Below are 19,887 nucleotides of genomic sequence, written 5' to 3' on the forward strand. Positions count from 1 at the left end.
AAAACTATGAATTTTTATTCATTACAGGTCCCTGTATTTTTTAAACATAACAAAAAGCTGACTAAGATTTTTCTCTTAAAGACAATTACGGTATCAGTATTGTTATTTGCGGGCATCTTCGCAGGTACTGCAGCAACGGCGCAACAAATTACGCTGAATGAAAGGAATGCGCCCTTGAAAAAGATATTCAATCTTATCAAAAAACAGGGCGACTATATCTTTTTTTATGAGAAAGGTGTGCTGGATAAAACAGCTCCGGTAACCATCAATGTGAGCAATGCCGGTATCCGTGACGTACTTGAAATTTGCCTGAAAAACCAACCATTATCTTACATTATCTCCGGTAATAACATCGGCATTAAAAGAAAAACTGCCGGATCAGAAGGCGCCAGTGGTGAAACTGCGGCGCCGGCAGCATTGCCCGACGAAGACATCCTTATATGGGGGGTGGTGGTTGATTCAGTTAGCAATCCTAAACAAGGTGTAACTGTTACCAGCATATCCGGCGGGTCGCACCAGAAAACATTTGCGGTTACCAATGCAGACGGAACTTTTGAAGTATATGGGCAAAAGGGCGATAAGCTGGTATTCAGCGCCATTGGGCACAGGAATGTGGAAGTAAAATACAATGGGGAAGTGAGCCTGAAAGTAACGATGAAAGTGGCGCCCATAGAGATGAATGCCGTAGTGATCGATGACATTGACATGAGCCGGAAAAGAATACCCTTTACAGACACCATCGACATGACGCACCGGACGCACCTGAACCTGGGGCAGTTATTACAGGGCAGCATCCCCGGTCTCACTTTGCAAAATTCTTCTCAAAGCCAGCAGACATTGCAATCCATCGATTTTACCGGAAGGGGGGTGCCCGTAACAGGTACCTACAAGCCAACCATAGCCGCTTTGCGGGCACACTATAACCAATATCAAAGTGTCTATTCGTCAACCGGTTATCCCACCTTTGATTCGTGGATCAATTCTATGAAAGGTATAGATGGCGTTCGTTTTAATTACAGCACTTCCGTTGGTAATAACGGCCTGATTCCGCAATTAAGAGGAGTAAGCGGATTTAGTGGTAATACGTCGGGTATGCTGATCATCATTGATGGTTTTGCGCAGGATGGATTTCCCGCGAACTACCCGATGACCAATATAGAATCTGTTAAAGTGATCAAAGATCCGGAAGAACTGACCAAATGGGGACCCAGGGCCACGGGAGGCATTATTATGATCACCAGCAAGCGCGCTGTGAAGGGAAAATTACAGCTCAGCTATAGTTCCAACTTAAATTATGCAGCGGCGCCCCGGTTTAACCGCAGTAAACTACGTCTTGCTTCTTCCGCCGATATCGTGGACTATTTAAGGTCCGCATCCGATTCGGGTTTTATGGTGCTGGGAAGTAAAAATGATCCACGTGCAGCTTTTAGTCTCAATTCTGCTGAGCGTATATTCTATGGGTGGCAGATAGGCGCCCTGTCTGAGCATGACTATAATACCCAACTGGATTCGCTGGGCAGGCTATCCAATGAAAGCCAGTTGAGGCAGCTGCAACAAAACTCCTTTAATCAAAACCAGATGCTCACCCTTTCAGGAGGCAGCAATGCCTGGCGTTTCAGGGCCGCCGGCATCTACAATACCACCCGTTCTACCGCCCTGGGCAACTACAGCCGGATGTTCAGCCTGAATATGAACAATGACTTCTTATTATTTAAAAACAAACTGCGCGCGCAATGGTATATAAATGTTTCCCAAAACACAGCCAGGACCGGTGCTAACTCCGACTTTCGCAGTTTGCAACCTTACCAGTTGCTCGTTGATCCGGTAAGCGGAAAGTATGTATACGATTATTCCACCTTTAACCCGGATGCCAATACCGCCCTTAAGAAATACGGGTATGAAGACTATGGCGCCAATGTGCTGGAGGATGCACGGATAAACAGTCAGATCAGCAAAAACCTCCAGGTGCAGTCAAGGCTGAATACCGACTGGGATATCCTGCCATCTCTCCGGTGGTCCACTTCACTGCAATATGATCTGCTGAATGGCAGAACAGAAAACCTGCTGGATGCTGTTTCCAGCCCGGCCAGGCAGCTGGTAAATGAATACGGAAGCCCTGTATTCGACGACTATGGCGCCGTTACGGGCATTGATTTTTATGTGCCCCGCGGTGGCATAATGAAAAAATCATCTTTAAAAAACAAGGATTGGAACCTGCGATCGGCTTTGCTGTTTAACAAGAATTTCGGGAAGCATTACTTTTCTGCATCAATTGGCGGCGGCGGTTTTGGTAATGCGTCACGTAGTCCTTCTTATGCCACCATCTATGGCTATAATAAACAAACCCGTCAGGGCCAGGCGGTGCTGTTGCCCTCTCCGGACCCCACAGCAGGTGTTCTTAACTTGTTTAGCCTGCCCGACAGGTATTGGGAAGGTACCTATGGCAGAATGGTTTATCCAAATACATTACTGACTCCGGCAGCGGGCGATACCATCATCTCACGGGGGCTCAACTGGAACGGCAGCTTTTCTTATTCCTATAACGATACCTATATACTGAATGGCAAGTACAATACAACGTTAAGTCCTAACTATGGCAATCCCCGTCCCTATACCAACCTTACCAACTACTCCGCGGATGCCACCTGGCGTTTAAGCAGGCAGCCTTTTTTCCAGGTTCCTTCCTGGATCACCAATGTGGCCCTGACTGCCGGCGTGGATGGAATCAGCCTTCCCGGTTTACCCACGCAAATTACTGCCCAACGGGATCTTCAAAGCAACTGGAATAACTACGGGGTTTGGGTTGTCAATTTCACACCAGCCCAGCAAAGCGGGCAAAGTTCATACAACGTGTATGAGAAACTGGGGATAGGCCTGTTGGAGGATCGTTATACTTTTGATATCAGCTATAATAGTTTACGCATCAATAATAACAATAGCGGAGACAAAACCACCAGCGGCTACGAAATAAAAAATTATGTGGGTGCAAACGCACGGGTGAGGCTAAGGCAGGGGCTCCTGCATTTATACGCAGGTTATGGTTATTCGCTGGACGGGAATCCCCAAACAAATATGAGGGTTGCTTATGACATCGCCAGGGAATCCTATTTTCATGCCGGCGCCATCAGCAAATTGCTGGTGGATTTTACCCTGCAAAATATCAGTGCCTACCAGGGTATGGAAATAATGGCAGGTACCAACGCTCCTTTATCCGGTGGCGGATTCACCATGGCGGTAAATAACAGCTTCGGGCAGCTTCCGCCAACGGTAAAAAACATGGAAGTGCATTCAACGTTGGGATTAGCCAATGACCGTTATCTTTTCGATATCCGCTATTACCAGACAAACACGGCCGGGCTCAATAATTTTATTCCTGTTCCTACCGATCCTTCTACAGGGTTAGGAACAAAAATCAGTTATAGTGAGATCGTCAAAAAAGGAGTGGAGATGTACCTGCAAATAAAAGTACTGCAGCAGAAAGATTTTAAGTATGTGATTACCCTTAATGGCGCCTATAATAAAAATATTGCGAAAGATGTACCCCTGGTAAATTTCTCACAAACCTCACGCTACCTCACAGACTATCGTAATGGTTACAGCACAGAGAATCTCTGGAGCTATCGCTGGGCCGGACTGGATGCTACCGGGAGTCCCAGGATATATGACGCCAAAGGGCAAAGTACTGCCAGTCCTGACAGCGCCACACTGGCTTCTTCACTGGTCTACAGCGGTGTTACCCGTCCGCCTTTTACAGGTGGCCTCATACAGGAATGGGACTATAAAGGTTTTTTTCTGAGGGCAACACTGCTGCTCAATTTTGGTCATGTGATGCGGGAATACCTGCCGTCTCCGTCGAGAACGCAGGATAACAGCCTCCTGATCCGGGATCGCTGGCGGAAGCCGGGAGACGAGGCCTTTACAGATATCGCAGCGATGTCGGGTAATGGAGATGAAGGCAGTACCCGGAAATTCATCATTCAAAATTCTACCAACAGTATTATGTCTGCTGATAACATCCGTCTGCAGGAAGTGCAGATAGGCTGGCAGGCGCTATCCGGTAAAATGCTGCAGCGTTATTTTATCAAGGATCTCACCGTATCCCTGCAAATGCTGAATGCTGCTTTATGGACCAGCAACAGGCTGCATGTAGATCCTGAAACCGTGGCCAATACAGGGGAGATAGAACTACCTAATACCCGGCAATATATGTTCAGTGTTAATATGAAATTTTAAACAAGCGACAACAAATATGAAAAGAAAATTTCTCCGGCATAGTAACCTGTCAGATTTCCTGCTGCGAAGCATGGATGTAAGAGGAGTGATGATGGCTGCGCTTTGCGTACTCCTGTTCCTGTTGCCTGGTTGCAAAAAATTCTTTGATGTGCGTCCCAACACCACCAGCATCAATCCTACCACCATCAGGGATTTTGAAGAGATGCTGAACAGTGATTCCCTGGCGCTGTGCAATTATCTGCTGGCGGACTTCATGAGCGATGATGTGCGGCTGGAAGATGTACACCTGTCTGCCGACGCCGTTTCATCCTATACCCGGTCTTATTTATGGGAACAAACCATCTGGAAACCAGGTGAGTCCGACTTTATGTACAACGCTTCATATACCCGTATTCTGCAAATGAATATTGTATTGGAGCGGATCGGCCGGGCAACGGGGAGTGAAGAACAGAAAAGTGTGATTCGCGCGCAGGCGCAAATTAACCGCGCATGGTATTATCTGCAATTAGCCAGTTTGTATGGATCAGATTACCAGGCGGCAACAGCCGCCACTGATCTGGCTGTTCCTTTGGTATTGCTTCCTGATGCCAGTGACCAGCCGGTAAGGGCCACTGTACAACAGGTGTACGACCAGATCATCGCGGATCTGACAGCTGCAGTAGCTACACCCGGTTTGCCCGGTATGGGGCAGAATGTGGTGCATCCCGGTAAAGCAGCAGGGTATGCATTACTGGCAAGAATTTATCTGAATATGGCTAAATACCCCGACGCACTCAACGCCGCGCAATCAGCATTAACCATTAACAGCCAGCTGCTGAAATACAACCGGGATTATGTAGCGCCTTCCAGTTTGCTGGATCTGTCGAAGAATCCTGAAATATTACTTGCCAGGCTATGTGTGGATTATGATTTCTACAATATCCGGCATACTGCTTTTCATATTAGCCCTACACTTCGTGCCGTACTGGATAGCAATGATATAAGGTTACTCGGCAATTTCGCAGATGGCGGTCTTTATATCAACGGCGGCAACTTTAGTGCAGTGGCATTTAATTATAGCCTCGGCGTGCCGGAGGTAATGCTGATAAAAGCCGAATGCCTCGCCAGGCAGGAAGATGCAGCAGGGGCACTGGCGTTAGTCAATGAGCTCAGAAAAAACCGCCTGATTACCTATGAGCCGCTGGGCAGCACCACAGATGTACTGACCACGGTATTACAGGAAAGAAGAAGAGAACTCTTCTGTTATGGTGGGCTACGGCTTTTTGATCTGAAACGGCTGAACAGGGATAGCCGCTTTGCACAAACCCTGCAAAGGTTCGCCGATAACGGTACTACGTTGAAGGCCACATTAACCGCCAATTCACCGCGTTACCTGATGCCTTTTTCTCCTCTCATTATTGCTAATAACCCCGCTATTATACAGAACCCACGGTAAAATAAGCGTCATGATAACGATGAACCAGTCGATAGAGAATCAGTTATTTCCAATCAAAGAAACGGGAACAGATCGTATGTGTTTTGAAGACGAGGCGGGATTTAGTGCAATCGTACAGCATCATTCTGCCAAGCTGCTCACCATTGTTACTTATATCACCAGGAACCGGCAAACAGCAGAAGATATTGTACAGGAAACTTTTCTGAGGTTGTGGGAAAAGCGTGTGACAATAACGCCTGATAACCTGGGTGGCTGGTTGTACAGAGTAGCCACTAACTTAGCTATGGGGCATTTGAAACGAGAATCCTTCAAAACCAGGGTGTATGCTTCTTTGCGCACATCACAACAGGAATTTGCCACTGAAGTGGAAGAACGTTTGGTACAAAAAGAAAACAGGATTGTTTTTAATAAAATATACACCCGCCTGCCTGAACAACAACAGGCCGTATACCATCTGAGCAAAGTGGACGGGCTTACCAGGGATGAAATTGCGCATCATTTAAAGATCTCTCCACATACGGTTAAAAACCATCTGAGCAGAGCCGTTCAGTTTATAAAAGAACACATCGGCGGTGTTACCCTCTTCTTTTTATTTTTTGTTTTTAACAATATATTTTTTAATCGCACTAGTACAAAAGCTGCGTCTGATAGTTTATATACTATACAGCAACAGGCAAACAGCAAACCAATATTCCCTTTAAAATCAGGTGCGTCTGAATTAATGAAACTGAAGCTGAAATAAGGCAGGTCATTAATCCGGACGGGTGAATGAATTCATGGAGCATTTCATGAAAAGGAACTTGCTATGTCTGTTGACAAAGAAATTATTCAACAATTAAATAAAAAACATGAAAACAAGAACACTCTTACTGGCCGCTATGATGATTTGCGGAACATTTGCTGCAAAAGCACAACAGGACAGCACAAAACAATATCAGAAAATAGAGCAGTTGTTTGCTGCGATGAACCTGGAACAAGCCTATATGCAATCAGCTATTGCAGCGGCAGATCAAACTGCTGCGGGTTCAGCGCAGCTGGCTGGCAAAAAGGAAGATGTACGTGCTTTTTTTATCAGGTATGCATCGTATCCTGCCTGCAAAAATGACTTGCTGAAGTTGTATGCAAAATATTATACCACGGAAGAAATAGAGGTGCTGACAGCATTTTACAAAACATCGGCCGGAAAGAAACAGCTGACCACTGCCGCCCAGTTACAGATGGAATCCGCGCAAATGATGAGTGCCAATCTGCAGGCACACGCAGAAGAATTGAATAAACTGAATGCTCCTGCTGTCGGCGGTCCTCAGAGCCGTTAGTTTACCGTATAAGCCGCCGCCGTTGCGCGGAGTATTTAACAAGCAAATTGTCAAACGAATATTTTATGACTTCCATTTTAAGAACGGAGAATCTTTCTCACCGGTATAACAGCACCTGGGCCATACGCGACATCAATATTGAGGTGGAACAATCAGGTATTGTAGGATTGCTGGGCTCAAATGGCGCGGGCAAATCCACCACCATGAATATTATTTGCGGTGTGTTGAATCAAACGGAAGGAAGCGTGTATATCAATGGTATTGATCTCAGAAAATATCCGGAAGCAGCGAAGAAAGAAATAGGATTTCTGCCACAGAATCCTCCGTTGTATACAGATCTTACGATCGACGAATACCTGACCTACTGCGCGCAACTCAGGCTGATGGATACAGGTAAGATCAAACCGGCCGTGGAGGAAGCGAAGGAACGTTGTGGTATCACGCACTTCAGCTCCCGGCTTATCAAAAACCTGTCAGGTGGTTACCGTCAGCGGGTAGGCATTGCGCAGGCGATTATTCATAAGCCAAAACTTGTGGTGATGGATGAACCCACCAACGGACTTGATCCCAACCAGCTGATTGAAGCGAGAAAACTCATCAGGGAAATAGCCATTGACCATTCCGTGCTTTTGTCCTCGCATATCCTGTCCGAAATCAATTTGCTCTGCAAAGAGATTATCATGATAGAGGCGGGCCGGATGGTGTTTTCAGATAGTATGGACGCATTCAATAATTACGTGCAGTCAAAAATTATGCTCTTACGCATGGAAAACCCGCCGCCGAAAAGCGACCTGTTAAGAATACAGGGCGTTACCCAGGTGGAATTTCTGACGAACAAACAAGCGAGGGTTTATTTCGATGGCAGTCATGAAGATATTTCGGAGCGACTGATCACAGCGAGCGTGGAACAGGGATGGAAATTAAAAGAGATAGCGCTTGATAAGGGGCTGCTCGATGATGTTTTCAAACAACTATCCTCCCAGTCTCCACAATAAAGCGCAACTAATGAAGACGATATTTCAAATAGCAAAGAATGAGCTTCGTAACCTGTTCTATTCACCAATAGCCTGGTTTCTACTGATTGTTTTCCTGGTGATGTGCGCGTATTTTTATACAGGCACCACCTATTCCTGGGCGAAACTCGCCCACCTGGCGTATTCCAATGATCCTAACTGGGTTTACCGTGCCACGGACTCTGTAACTTCGAGTATTTTCCTGGACAACGACGGTATCCTGATTAATGTATTGCAAAGTATCTATTTGTTTGTACCCCTTCTTACGATGGGCATCATTAGCCGGGAAATCAACAGTGGTACCATTAAACTGCTGTACTCTTCACCGGTTAAACTAAGCCGGATTATCCTGGGGAAATATCTTGCCCTTATGATCTATAACCTGCTGCTGGTACTTATCCTCAGCATTTTTATTATCTCCGGGTTTTTTGATATCAAATCGCTGGACTATGGTCCCCTGTTATCAACGTTGCTGGGGTTTTACCTGTTGTTGTGCACTTTTACGGCCATAGGCTTTTACATGTCCAGTTTAACGGCTTATCCCATTGTGTCCGCGATTGCCAGTTTTACGGTGTTTTTTGCATTAATGAATATCGGGCGCTTATGGCAGCAGTATGATTTTGTAAGAGACTTTACCTGGTTTCTTTCTATTGCGGGACGTACTGAAAAAATGGTGACCGGTCTGATTACTACCAAAGATGTGATCTACTACATCATTATCATCTACCTGTTTGTCAGTTTTACATTATTAAAATTGCAGGGCGAAAGGGAAGCCAAACCCTGGTTTGTAAAAGCCGGCAGGTACGTGGCGGTGGTTCTGTCCGGCCTGTTGATAGGTTACATTAGTTCGCGTCCCCGCTTTACCGGGTATTGGGACACCACCGCCGGGAAAACGAACACACTCCTTCCGCACTCACAAAAAATTATTAAATCGTTCGACGACGGCCCGCTTGAGGTAACGCTTTACACCAACTTACTTGGCGCAGGCGCACAGGCCGGCCTTCCGGAATGGCGCAATGTTTACCTGGAACGCTGCTGGGAAAATTACCTTCGTTTTAACTGGAACATCCACTTTAAGTATGAATATTATTACGACGCTGACAGCACCGGTGTGGGCGGCACTATTTTTAAAGAGTTTCCGGGAAAGAGCCTGGAACAAATAGCCCGTGAGGTAGCAAAAGTGTTAAAGGTGGATGTATCCAACTTTAAGCCCCCGGCAGAAATGCGCAGGCTCATTGATCTTAAACCGGAAGGCTACCGCCTTGTGATGCAATTGAAATATAAAGGCCGCGCTGTTTTCCTGCGGACATACGGCAATGGCGACTGGCCCCGGTCCCCGAACATGGATGCCACACTGGAACGGCTGCTGGGTACTAAAATGCCGAAAATAGCCTTCATCAGCGGAGAACTGGAACGTAGCATTTATAAAAACGGAGAACGGGAGTTTTTCCAACAGACAATAAGCAAAGATAATTCCGGTGCATTGGTGAATATCGGTTTTGATGTGGACACCGTTAACCTGGCTACACAGGACATTGCGCCTGATGTGACCACCGTAGTGCTGGCCGATCCTAAAATGGATTTAGGCGCCCCTGTATTGAACAAACTTAAAAGTTATATAGATAAGGGAGGCAATATGCTGATAATGGGCGAGCCTGGTAAACAGCATATTCTGAACCCCCTGCTTCAAAAGACAGGCTTTCAGTACGTGAACGGCAAGCTGGCGCAGCCCGGCTATAATAACGCGCCGGATATGGTGATGCCTTATATGACGGCGACAGGGCTCAGTATGGCGAAGGAAAACCCTGCCTTGCCGATGAATCGTTTATGGACCAACGGGGTGTATGATGATTCGCTGAAATTAGAGATGCCTTCCGCTATGGGAATTGTTAATTCCGGGGACAGTGGTTTTGCCGCAAAGCCGTTGTTTGCAACGGTTCCCGGAGCCGTATGGTCAAAAGCCGGAAAATTTGTGACAGACTCGGTGGCCCCGGTATTCAGTCCGCAGGAAGGCGACATTCAGATCAACTCTTTCCCTACCTGTATTCAGCTAACGCGGCAGATCAATAACAGGGAGCAACGGATGATTGTGTGTGGAGATGCCGACTTCCTCAGCGACCAAAAATCATACTCCAGTTGGGTGAGCAGGACATTCTACTGCTGGCTGAATGATAGCCGGATGCCCCTTTACTCAAACTATCCGTATGCCAGCGACAATATGCTTACTCTTAGCCCGGCCAGGGCAACGGTACAGAAAATAGCATACCTGTGGGTATTGCCTGGTATATTATTATTCCTGAGCACCGTATTGCTGATCAGGAGAAAAAGGAAATAAATAAGCGCACCAATGAAGTTATTATTTAGAATTGCAAAGAATGAATTCCGGTACCTGTTTTACTCACCCATTGCATGGTTTCTGATCATCGTGTTTTTGGTGCAATGTGCGCTCGTTTATACGAGTCCCGTTTACGACCTGGCACTTTACCAGGACATGGTGCTGAAAAACAATCCCAGGCCAACAATATCGATGGCGGCGGATTCATTAACCCTGAAGGTTTTCCTGGCGGGTGGCATATTTCTCCGTGCAATAGGAAATCTGTATCTCTTTATTCCTTTGCTCACGATGGGGTTGATCAGCCGGGAAATCAATAATGGAACTATTAAGTTATTGTATTCCTCGCCGGTTCAGTTGAGGCAGATTGTGCTGGGAAAGTATCTGGGCATCATGCTTTACAGCCTGCTGCTGATAGCGATTATCGGAATTTTTATGATCACCGGCTTTTTCAATATTAAAAATGCTGATTACGGCGTATTGTTTTCCGCCGCCCTGGGTTTTTACCTGATTGTATGTGCTTATTCGGCTATTGGATTGTTTATGTCCAGCCTTTCCACTTACCAGATCGTATCAGCGCTCGCCAGTTTTACCGTGATCTTTATTCTCAGCCGGATTGGTGGCCTGTGGCAGAAATATGATTTTGTAAGGGACCTTACCTATTTCCTGTCTCTTCAGAACCGCACCGGAAAAATGTTGCAGGGGCTGATTACTACGAAAGATGTTATCTATTTTATAGTGGTTTCGTGGATGTTCGTTGGCTTTACGCTGATAAAACTGCGGAATGCCCGGGAAGTTAAGCCCTGGTACATAAAAGCGGGCCGGTTTGCAGGCGTTTTTGCGGTAACCCTTATGACCGGCTACATCACTTCCCGCCCTGCACTCACCGGTTACTGGGACGCCTCCGCCACCAAAATGAATACCATACATCCCCGCACACAACAGCTGCTGAAGGAAATGGGTGATACCACGCTGGAAGTTACGCTGTATACCAACCTGGTAGACCGCCTGGTAGCCCACGGACTTCCCGAGGTGCGGAACGTAAGTTATCTGGGCAATTTCTGGGAAGCTTATTTACGTTTTAAACCAAACATCTCATTTAAGTATGAATATTATTACGATACGGATGCGAAAGGAACAGACAGTGCATTGTATAAAATGCTTCCGGGTAAAAACCTGAAACAGATTGCAGCGGAATATGCGGATGCGATGGACCTGGATCTGTCGATGTTTAAAACGCCGGAAGAAATGCACAAGCTGATCGACCTTAAACCGGAGGGCTATCGCCTGATCATGCAATTAAAATACAAGGGACGCACCGAATACCTCCGCACTTTTGAGGATGATTTTGTATGGGCCGACGAGCAGAACATGAATGCAGCCCTCAAACACTTATTGTATGGAGATATACCAAAGTTATTATTTGTGAGCGGTGAACTCGAACGCAATATTTATAAAATGGGGGAGCGGGAATATGCTTATCATACCACTTCAAAACCAGCCCGCCATGCTTTGATAAATGTGGGCTTTGATGTGGATACCATCAACCTTACCACGCAGAACATTCCGGCCGGGATTACGGCGCTTGTACTGGCCGACCCCAAAATGGACCTGAGCCCGGCTGTGTATGAAAAGCTTAAAAATTACATCGATGCAGGTGGTAATATGCTGATCACCGGTGAACCCGGCAAACAATATGTACTCAACCCGCTGCTTCAGCAAATCGGCGTGCAGCTGATGAATGGGCAGCTGGTACAGCCAACTTATAATGAAACCCCGGATAAGGTAAAACCCTATCTGACAGCAACGAGTGCCGGTCTTGCTGAAGAACCCGCGATGCTGGTATTACGGGAGAGACTACAGGCGCACTTGACAGGCGATTCAATAAAAATACTCATGCCGGGCGTTGCGGGAATTTCCTATACCAGGGATAGTGCCTTTACGGTGGCGCCATTGGCTATGACCAGTCCGGATCGCGTATGGCTGAAAGCGGGCAACCTGGTGACGGATTCCACGCTTCCTCCGTTTAATCCGCTGGAGGGAGATATCAAACAGGCTTCCTTTCCCACCGTTGTGCAATTAACAAGGTCCGTTCGCGGGAAAGAACAACGGATCATTGTATGTGGCGATGCTGATTTTTTGAGTAACCGCCGGTTGGCGGAGAGCTTTTTCGGCAATGCGCTTCATAGCTGGTTAAACTATAACCAGTTCCCTGTTTATACACCGCGTCCTCAACCGGAGGATACCCGTCTGCAGGTCAACGCAGAAGTGGCCGGTTTGCAGAAAATCATCTACATATGGGTGCTGCCGGGTGTGATACTGTTAATAGGCGTCATACTATTGATTCGCAGAAAACGGAAATAACGATTCGCTTACTAAATACAAATAAGATGTTACGAACCGACGAACAAACCATAGAAGACCTGGGGATATTTGGAAAAAAAAGCGGCAGCGGGATTTATGATATCTACAACCGCTCACATACCAGGGGCGGCGAAGCCTTACTGGAAGAGATGTTCCGCAGCCCCTTGTCCGATAAGGATGCCATCAACAGGCGCAGCAGTATCATCGAAGATTTTGCACGACTGGGCATGCCCTTTCCTTACAATGCCTCGCTATTTGACATGGCGGAAAAGTATCTTATCAGCGGTGAAAAGAATTCAAAAAGCAAGAACGACCCAACCTTACTCGGTGAAAAAGAAATACAAAACGGCGTGGGAGCGGTAATAGAACTTATTCGTCTTACAAAAAAATTCGTGGAGCAGCACGATGTGAAAAACATAGCTGCTTACGCAGCCGAGTGTGAAGCGATTACCCGGCTGCTGGCCGATCCTGTTTTTGAACCTGTACTCAAAGAACAACCCAAAGGAAAATTATCCTATGGTGCGGTAACGGCGTATGACGCCTTGTTCAGGGTAAGCGACCGGGCCAAAGTAGAAAAACTGTTAGGCCACATCTACTACCTGGACGTATATATGTCCGTTGCCGGAACAGCTACAGAAAGGAATTTTATCTTTCCAAAAGCATTAGATAAAGGACTGTGTGAACTTAAACTCGAAAGTGTATACCATCCCGCGTTAAAGAACCCGGTAGGCAATGATATTACGATGAACGCCGCACAGAATGTTATTTTTCTGACCGGGGCCAATATGGCCGGTAAATCCACCTTTCTTCGTTCACTGAGTACCGCCCTGTACCTGGCCCATATGGGTTTTCCGGTGGCTGCAAAGGGCATGACGTTCTCCGTGATGGATGGTATTTATACCACGGTGAACCTGCCCGATAACCTGGGTATTGGCGCCAGCCATTTTTATGCGGAAGTGCTGAGGGTTAAAAAAATGGCGACCGAGTTAAGCACCGGCCAATCATTTTTTATTTTGTTCGATGAGCTGTTCCGCGGTACCAACGTAAAAGATGCTCATGAAGCCACTGTTGCTGTTACGAATGGCTTTGCAACAAAACAAAACAGTATGTTCATTATTTCCTCGCATATAGTGGAAGCAGGAGAGGAGCTAAAGAAAAAAAGCAATATCGACTTTCTCTACCTGCCCACACGAATGAACAACCACGTGCCGGAATATACCTACACATTGGAAAAAGGCATTACAGACGACCGGCACGGCATGGTGATTATTCGTAATGAAGATATCCTGAACATACTGGAGAAAGGAAAGAAAAAAAGAGCGCCGGAATCAGCATCCCGCCAGGTGAAACCAGTATGAAATGCTTTCACCCCATCTGCGTAATGGTAAGCAGGAGAAACAACTGGCAACTACCATAGAAGCGCTTCGTAGTACTGGTAAAAAATAATAGTCGTATGAGTTTTGGAATTGACAAACAAACCCTTGATGAACTGAATCTGCTGGGCAAGTACCGTCAGGGATCAGTGTATCATTTATTTAACCGGGTAAAAACACGCGGCGGAGAGCAATTGCTTGATAACATGTTCCGCTTTCCTTTAGATAATGAAGCCACGATCAATGAGCGTAGCAGCATCTTTCAATATTTCCAGCAGGCAAAGCTCTCTTTCCCCTTCGATGTGCAGCAGGTAAGCCTGATGCGGGAGTACCTCGACATGGGTGCGAATAAAAATGCTGCGCTGGTATTGGCCGGCACGATTATAAAAAAATGGCTTTCTACGCTCACAAGGGACGAGCAGTATAAAAAAAATGTACAGGGATTACAGGCTACTATTATCACCCTCAACAAGTGCCATGCTTTTGTAACAGCCATGCATGCGGAGGGAAACCCCTATTACCCCCGCATACAGGCAATTAAGAACATCTTATCTGATAAGCGGATAGCGCTCCTTCGCAATATCGACATCTACCAGGCATTGCCAATAAAAACCTTAGCCAGTTACGACCACTTATTAAAAGGAAGGTTGTACCAGCAAATGGAAGACATCTTACAATTTATTTACGAAACAGATGTATACATTTCAGTAAGCGCGGTGGCGGCGGAGAAATCATTCAGCTATGCCCGGGCGCTGCCGCCGGAAACAAACGTGCTGTCGGCTTCAGGGCTAGCCCATCCATGTATCGACGGAGCCGTGGGCAACCGGATTTTTATGCATGCGGACAGTAATGTATTATTCCTCACAGGAGCCAACATGGCGGGCAAATCCACGCTGATGAAATCGGTGGGTATTGGATGCTACCTGGCGCATATGGGATTCCCGGTGGCGGCTGCGAAAATGGAATTTTCCGTCAGGGAAGGATTGTATACTTCCATCAATGTGGCAGACAATATCGGTCTTGGCTACAGTCATTTCTACGCCGAGGTAGTGAGAGTGAAACAGGCCGCAGAAGCGGCAGCAAGCGGGAAAAGATTACTGCTCATGTTTGATGAGCTGTTCAAAGGCACGAATGTAAAAGATGCTTACGACGGTACGCTCGCTGTAACAGAGGGTTTTTCCGATTACCAGGATTGCCTGTTCATTGTTTCCACGCATATTATTGAAGTAGGCGAAGCGCTGAAGTCCCGCCACAATGTTCACTTCGTGTATATGCCCACGGTAATGGATGGAGCGTATCCCCGCTATACTTACCAGCTACAGGAAGGAATTACGGAAGACCGGCAGGGGATGATGATCATCCGCAATGAAGGTATCCTCGAACTGCTGTACAACAAAACTCCGGACAAATCATCATGAAAAAAAGTACGTTCTTACTAACAGGTATCATTATACTGGGCGGACTGCTACCTGCCGTGGCGCAAACTTCCGCTATATACACCGATTACCAGCATTACTTCAGCGACATAAAATTTGGGTCTCCCGGCAAAAGCGCTATGATGCAGGATTTGAAGGACAGCGCGGCCTTGCTCACAGACGAAACACCTCCGGCCGGTGATAAAATCAAACTTCTTTCCGCCACGACCAAAGTACTGGCCGATGAAGAGATTTATGCCAGGAGAAAAAACAGCGTATTCATTGTAGGAAAACTGCAGAAGGCAAAAGACAGTACAGACGCACTATCATTCGGTTTAACAGGCACCGCTTTTGCGCTGAACCCGGATGGAATATGCGTAACCAACTATCACGTGTTGAAAAGCATAATTGTAAATGATAACCCGGAGGCTGCGAAAGACAGTGTCTACTTTATTATTGCCCATGATAAACAGGTTTATTTCATAGAAAAGATACTTGCCTATTCTCAAAATAATGACCTGGCCATTTTTAAGGTGAACACAAATGGTACACCGCTCCAACCAATACCAGTTGGGAAGCCTGCAGAAGTGGGAACTGCCGTTTACTGCATTTCCCATCCTACCGGTTATTTCTACTACTTCAGTAAGGGTATTGTAGCAAGAAATGTGACCATCGGTGCCCGGCAGGCTGCGGCGGGTTATAATCCCCTGGGTAAACCGCCCATCCGGATGGAGATTACTGCCGACTATGGCGTGGGTTCAAGCGGAGGACCGGTACTGGATAAACGCGGTAATCTTATCGGGATAGTTTCCTCCACACTGCCGCTGGGAGCCGTTGTGAAAGATGATGCCGGTAATGTTACGGGGCATCAGCAAATGGTGATAAAAGATACTTTGCCTGTGAGTGCATTACAGGAGTTGCTGGGCAATTAAATCTTCCAAAGAGAAGCTGGTAATTTCCAGATAATCTTATATTTAGATGTGAGAATAGAAGATAGTTACCTGAAAACGGTTACATCACCGGGCGTCATTTTAGGGTAATTTTCTGTGACAACGGATAGCACTATAAAAAGCAACGTATGAAATTTCTTTCCCTGCAACCATTTGTTCCTTCGGGAAGTGATTTTGAAAGATCAAAGCAGCTATTTTCAGCGTTAGGGTTTAACATCAGTTTTGAAGCACCAGGTTATGCCGGTTTTGAGAAAGATGGCTGCCGGTTTATTTTGCAGCACTATGATGTTCCCGATTTTGCGCAGAATTTTATGATCACTGTAGGGGTTGAAAATGCAAGTGAATTCAGAAGTGAGATGATTGAAAAAAAACTGCCGGAACGGTTTGGAATACGGATCGGGGAAGTAATCCAGCAGCCTTATGGAAAAGAAGTGAATATTATTGATATAGCCGGTGTATGCTGGCATTTTGTTGAATAATTTATTTGTATTTTTAGTTTGATCCTATTGTTTTTTAGTTTGCAAAACCTACAATATGAACAAGGAAATACAAGCCTACAACGATTCAATGTCAGCTGCAGATAAGGCGATATGCGAAAAGCTGGCCCGGGAAATTGACAAACACCTGGCTGAAGCAGAAAATAAAATCTGGCACCGGCACCCGGTGTGGTTCCTGAACGGAAACCCGGTTGTTGGCTACAGCAAATTAAAAGACAGCGTGCGCCTGTTGTTTTGGAGCGGCCAGTCGTTTGAAGAAGAAGGGCTGCAACCGGAAGGTTCCTTCAAGGCTGCTGAGGCCCGCTACACAAATGTAAAACAGGTAAACACAGATTTGCTGAAACGATGGCTTGAGAAAGCCGCAAAGATCCAGTGGGATTATAAAAACATCGTTAAACGCAAAGGCGTATTGGAACGATTGCTTTAGCTTCCTTTACACATTCACCCGCTGCAATAACTTCCTGCTTTCCTTACTCACAAAGGTGATCGGCACAAACTTGTCTGTAGGCGCGCCGATATAATATACGGTCCACTCCGGATCGTGGTGCGACAACATTTCACTGATACAATCTGCCCGGTGCCCCATCGGGTTGGAGCAATCGTCCCAGTAAAACAACTCCACCCGGTAATGCAGTTGTTGCTTCTGGTTGTTAATGGTTACTTCAACTTCTATCTCCTGCTTACCCGGGAGTGGTGGAATTGGAATGACAATGTGGCTCATGGTATTGATGTTATACAAGCGCTTCCACAAGAAGGTTGCCATATCCGGGCAGTATGCAACATATATCACTTATGTATAACTGTTTTCTGTAATTGTTCATGCGCGGGCGCTGCGTGTCCGGAAACGGACAATCTGAAAAACAGCAGGTCAATGAAGTGTTCTATTTATTGAATAAGGAATTGGGCGGATACCCGAAATAATTTTTAAATGCACTTGAAAAATGGGAGAGGTTTTCAAAGCCCACTTCAAAATAAACATCAATAGGCTTCCGCTTCTTCTCCGACATCTCGTAATGCGCCAGTTGCAGCCTTTTTTCTGTGAGCCATTTTTGCGGTGTGGTATGATACGTCTTTTTAAAATCCCTTCTGAAAGTAGCCAGACTGCGGCCGGTAAGGTAGCCAAAGCGGTCCATCGTCATGTTAAACATAAAGTGCCGCTCCATAAAGTCGGAGAGATTTATTTTGCCCGGCTCTTCAAAGTCGGCCAGCAAGCCATCCACGCTTTTGTCAATGGACCTCAGGATACTGATAGCTTCCTCAATTTTAATAGCGGCGATATCCGGCGGCAGGTTTTCACCAAGATCAAAATAGGGGATCAGCGAAGCAAGGCAACTTTCCAGCAACGGGTGTTTGGAGAAGCGATATACTTTTGGATGAGATACTATTCTGCCCACTGCTTTATGCCTGGCATAAAAGTCCTTCAGCCGTTCTTTGGTTAAATGCATGGCTACCGCTTTGTGCGGCGCGCCATCTTTCGGGTAATTGATAACAGTGGTCAGCTGGTTACGCGGAATGAGAAAAATATCGCCGGAATGGAAAGTATAGGTCGCATCGGCCTGTATAATTTTTGTTTCACCTGAGATAAACCAAACCAGGATATGGTGCTCAAAGATCACTTCTGTTTTGAACCCCTTGCCTTTAAACTCCGACAGCTTAATATCCGGCGTAATATATTTCGTTTCAAATTCCATTTTTCGAACGATAGATTTATGGAAGAAAATAAGCCGAATATATGAATTCGGCTTGTGATAGAAGATTTTAATCAGTTGACAGGGAACGCAACGCCTGTTAGTTTTTCCGTTAGCGCCCACAGCTTCCTAGCATTTTCAGCATCAACCGAGTAAGGTTGCACGCCTCTCAGCGACGATGGTTCATTATAGTTGTGTACAATATTTCCTTCATCCAGTACGGCTACGTCGGCATCCTCGCAATATACGCCGCCCAAATCATTTAATTGAGGGGTGGTGGCACACCATACCTGTGTAGCAGCGCCCTGTTCAATACTTTTGAGTTTGGCGGCCACTTCCGGTCGTATATTCCCGGCTTCGTCATGTGTGCCCATTTGCTGAAACAAAGCCATTGGGGCAACGCGACCCAGGTCGGTTCCATTTACCGATCCGGGATGTACGGAAAAAGCGCGTACGCCAAAAGCCTTGCCGCGATGGTCCAGTTCTACTGCAAAAAGATTATTGGCAGTTTTGGATTGTCCATAGCCCTGCAATGTTTCATACGCCCGGTTTGTAAAATTGGGGTCCTCGAAATCAAATGGCGCCATCTGGTGACCGTAAGAAGATACATTTACCACACGCGCGCCACGGGCCTTTTTCAAAGCAGGCCAGAGTTTTGCCGTTAACTGAAAATGACCTAAGTGATTGGTGGAAAGTTGTGATTCATAGCCCCGTTTATCGCGCTGTAAAGGCACCCACATAATGCCGGCGTTATTAATCAGTATATCGAGGGTATCATTTGTGGTGAGGAATTTTTCTGCAAAAGCATCGATAGATGCCGGGTCCATAAGATCCATTGTGTCGATGGTTACATTATCTATCCCTTTTAAATTATTGGCTGCTTTATGGATATCGCGGGCCGGCACGGTTACTTTTGCCCCGGCGGCAACAAACGTTTTCACAGTTTCAAGCCCTATACCTGCATAACCGCCGGTAACAATAGCTGTTTTACCGGTAAGATCAATACCTTTTATAACATCATGCACCGTTGAGGTAGCGTTGAATCCGGAGTGGAGGGGTTGCTGAAGAGCGCCACTATAATTGTCTTTTAAATTCATAGTTTTAAATTTTATGAGACAAAGCTAGTGACCGCGTGACGAAACCGTTTTGTTTAAAACGTCAAAGTACTTTGTTTAAAACGTCATTTCCCGAATGTCAGCATAAGTACACAATTGCCCAGATCCCGGTGATAAAAGGAAGCGCAAAAAACAGGAAGCTGATGGCCATCCAAA

General features: G+C 46.2%; 15 protein-coding genes. 12 read left to right on the forward strand and 3 right to left on the reverse strand.

What is annotated here, in order from left to right; genetic code table 11:
- Nucleotides 1-6: 6 nt before the first annotated feature.
- The 12 genes from V7S65_RS31825 (at nucleotide 7) to V7S65_RS31880 (ending at nucleotide 17,355) form a co-directional block, all read left to right on the forward strand.
- On the forward strand, nucleotides 7-4,233 hold the full coding sequence (locus V7S65_RS31825) for a SusC/RagA family TonB-linked outer membrane protein (RefSeq protein WP_336389590.1): 4,227 nt from the start codon (nucleotides 7-9) through the stop codon (nucleotides 4,231-4,233).
- Nucleotides 4,234-4,249: 16 nt separating this feature from the next.
- Nucleotides 4,250-5,668 (forward strand): RagB/SusD family nutrient uptake outer membrane protein, encoded by a 1,419-nt coding sequence (locus V7S65_RS31830; RefSeq protein ID WP_336389589.1) that lies wholly within the window; start codon nucleotides 4,250-4,252, stop codon nucleotides 5,666-5,668.
- Nucleotides 5,669-5,678: 10 nt separating this feature from the next.
- Nucleotides 5,679-6,410, forward strand: a complete 732-nt coding sequence (locus V7S65_RS31835; protein WP_111579720.1) for an RNA polymerase sigma factor — start codon at nucleotides 5,679-5,681, stop codon at nucleotides 6,408-6,410.
- A gap of 106 nt (nucleotides 6,411-6,516) precedes the next feature.
- Complete coding sequence (locus tag V7S65_RS31840; protein WP_336389588.1) at nucleotides 6,517-6,984, forward strand: DUF2059 domain-containing protein; 468 nt, start codon at nucleotides 6,517-6,519, stop codon at nucleotides 6,982-6,984.
- Nucleotides 6,985-7,049: 65 nt separating this feature from the next.
- The gene (locus tag V7S65_RS31845; protein WP_079472896.1) at nucleotides 7,050-7,979 is read left to right on the forward strand and encodes an ABC transporter ATP-binding protein; all 930 of its coding nucleotides are present in this window, start codon (nucleotides 7,050-7,052) and stop codon (nucleotides 7,977-7,979) included.
- Nucleotides 7,980-7,989: 10 nt separating this feature from the next.
- Entirely contained in the window at nucleotides 7,990-10,332 is a 2,343-nt protein-coding gene (locus tag V7S65_RS31850) for a Gldg family protein (RefSeq protein WP_336389587.1), read from the forward strand.
- A gap of 12 nt (nucleotides 10,333-10,344) precedes the next feature.
- Nucleotides 10,345-12,693 (forward strand): Gldg family protein, encoded by a 2,349-nt coding sequence (locus V7S65_RS31855; RefSeq protein ID WP_336389586.1) that lies wholly within the window; start codon nucleotides 10,345-10,347, stop codon nucleotides 12,691-12,693.
- Nucleotides 12,694-12,719: 26 nt separating this feature from the next.
- Complete coding sequence (locus V7S65_RS31860) at nucleotides 12,720-14,051, forward strand: MutS-related protein (protein ID WP_336389585.1); 1,332 nt, start codon at nucleotides 12,720-12,722, stop codon at nucleotides 14,049-14,051.
- 95 nt (nucleotides 14,052-14,146) lie between these two features.
- Entirely contained in the window at nucleotides 14,147-15,484 is a 1,338-nt protein-coding gene (locus V7S65_RS31865) for a MutS-related protein (protein WP_336389584.1), read from the forward strand.
- Complete coding sequence (locus V7S65_RS31870; RefSeq protein ID WP_336389583.1) at nucleotides 15,481-16,413, forward strand: S1 family peptidase; 933 nt, start codon at nucleotides 15,481-15,483, stop codon at nucleotides 16,411-16,413. Before V7S65_RS31865 ends, V7S65_RS31870 begins: the two co-directional genes overlap by 4 nt.
- A gap of 146 nt (nucleotides 16,414-16,559) precedes the next feature.
- A complete protein-coding gene (locus V7S65_RS31875) occupies nucleotides 16,560-16,910 on the forward strand; it encodes a hypothetical protein (RefSeq protein WP_336389582.1) in 351 nt (116 codons plus the stop codon).
- 55 nt (nucleotides 16,911-16,965) lie between these two features.
- A complete protein-coding gene (locus tag V7S65_RS31880) occupies nucleotides 16,966-17,355 on the forward strand; it encodes a DUF1801 domain-containing protein (RefSeq protein WP_336389581.1) in 390 nt (129 codons plus the stop codon).
- A 6-nt stretch (nucleotides 17,356-17,361) separates the two neighbouring features.
- Here the strand turns inward: V7S65_RS31880 and V7S65_RS31885 are convergent, their stop codons facing one another.
- From V7S65_RS31885 to V7S65_RS31895, 3 genes are all read right to left on the reverse strand, one after another.
- Nucleotides 17,362-17,691: a hypothetical protein gene (locus tag V7S65_RS31885; RefSeq protein ID WP_200817378.1), complete on the reverse strand. Its 330-nt coding sequence runs from the start codon at nucleotides 17,689-17,691 to the stop codon at nucleotides 17,362-17,364.
- A 118-nt stretch (nucleotides 17,692-17,809) separates the two neighbouring features.
- The gene (locus V7S65_RS31890; protein ID WP_111579729.1) at nucleotides 17,810-18,619 is read right to left on the reverse strand and encodes an AraC family transcriptional regulator; all 810 of its coding nucleotides are present in this window, start codon (nucleotides 18,617-18,619) and stop codon (nucleotides 17,810-17,812) included.
- 71 nt (nucleotides 18,620-18,690) lie between these two features.
- A complete protein-coding gene (locus V7S65_RS31895) occupies nucleotides 18,691-19,713 on the reverse strand; it encodes an SDR family NAD(P)-dependent oxidoreductase (protein WP_336389580.1) in 1,023 nt (340 codons plus the stop codon).
- Nucleotides 19,714-19,887: the final 174 nt, after the last annotated feature.

This window comes from Chitinophaga sp. CCNWYY40, from assembly GCF_037483205.1.
Classification (GTDB): domain Bacteria; phylum Bacteroidota; class Bacteroidia; order Chitinophagales; family Chitinophagaceae; genus Chitinophaga; species Chitinophaga ginsengisegetis.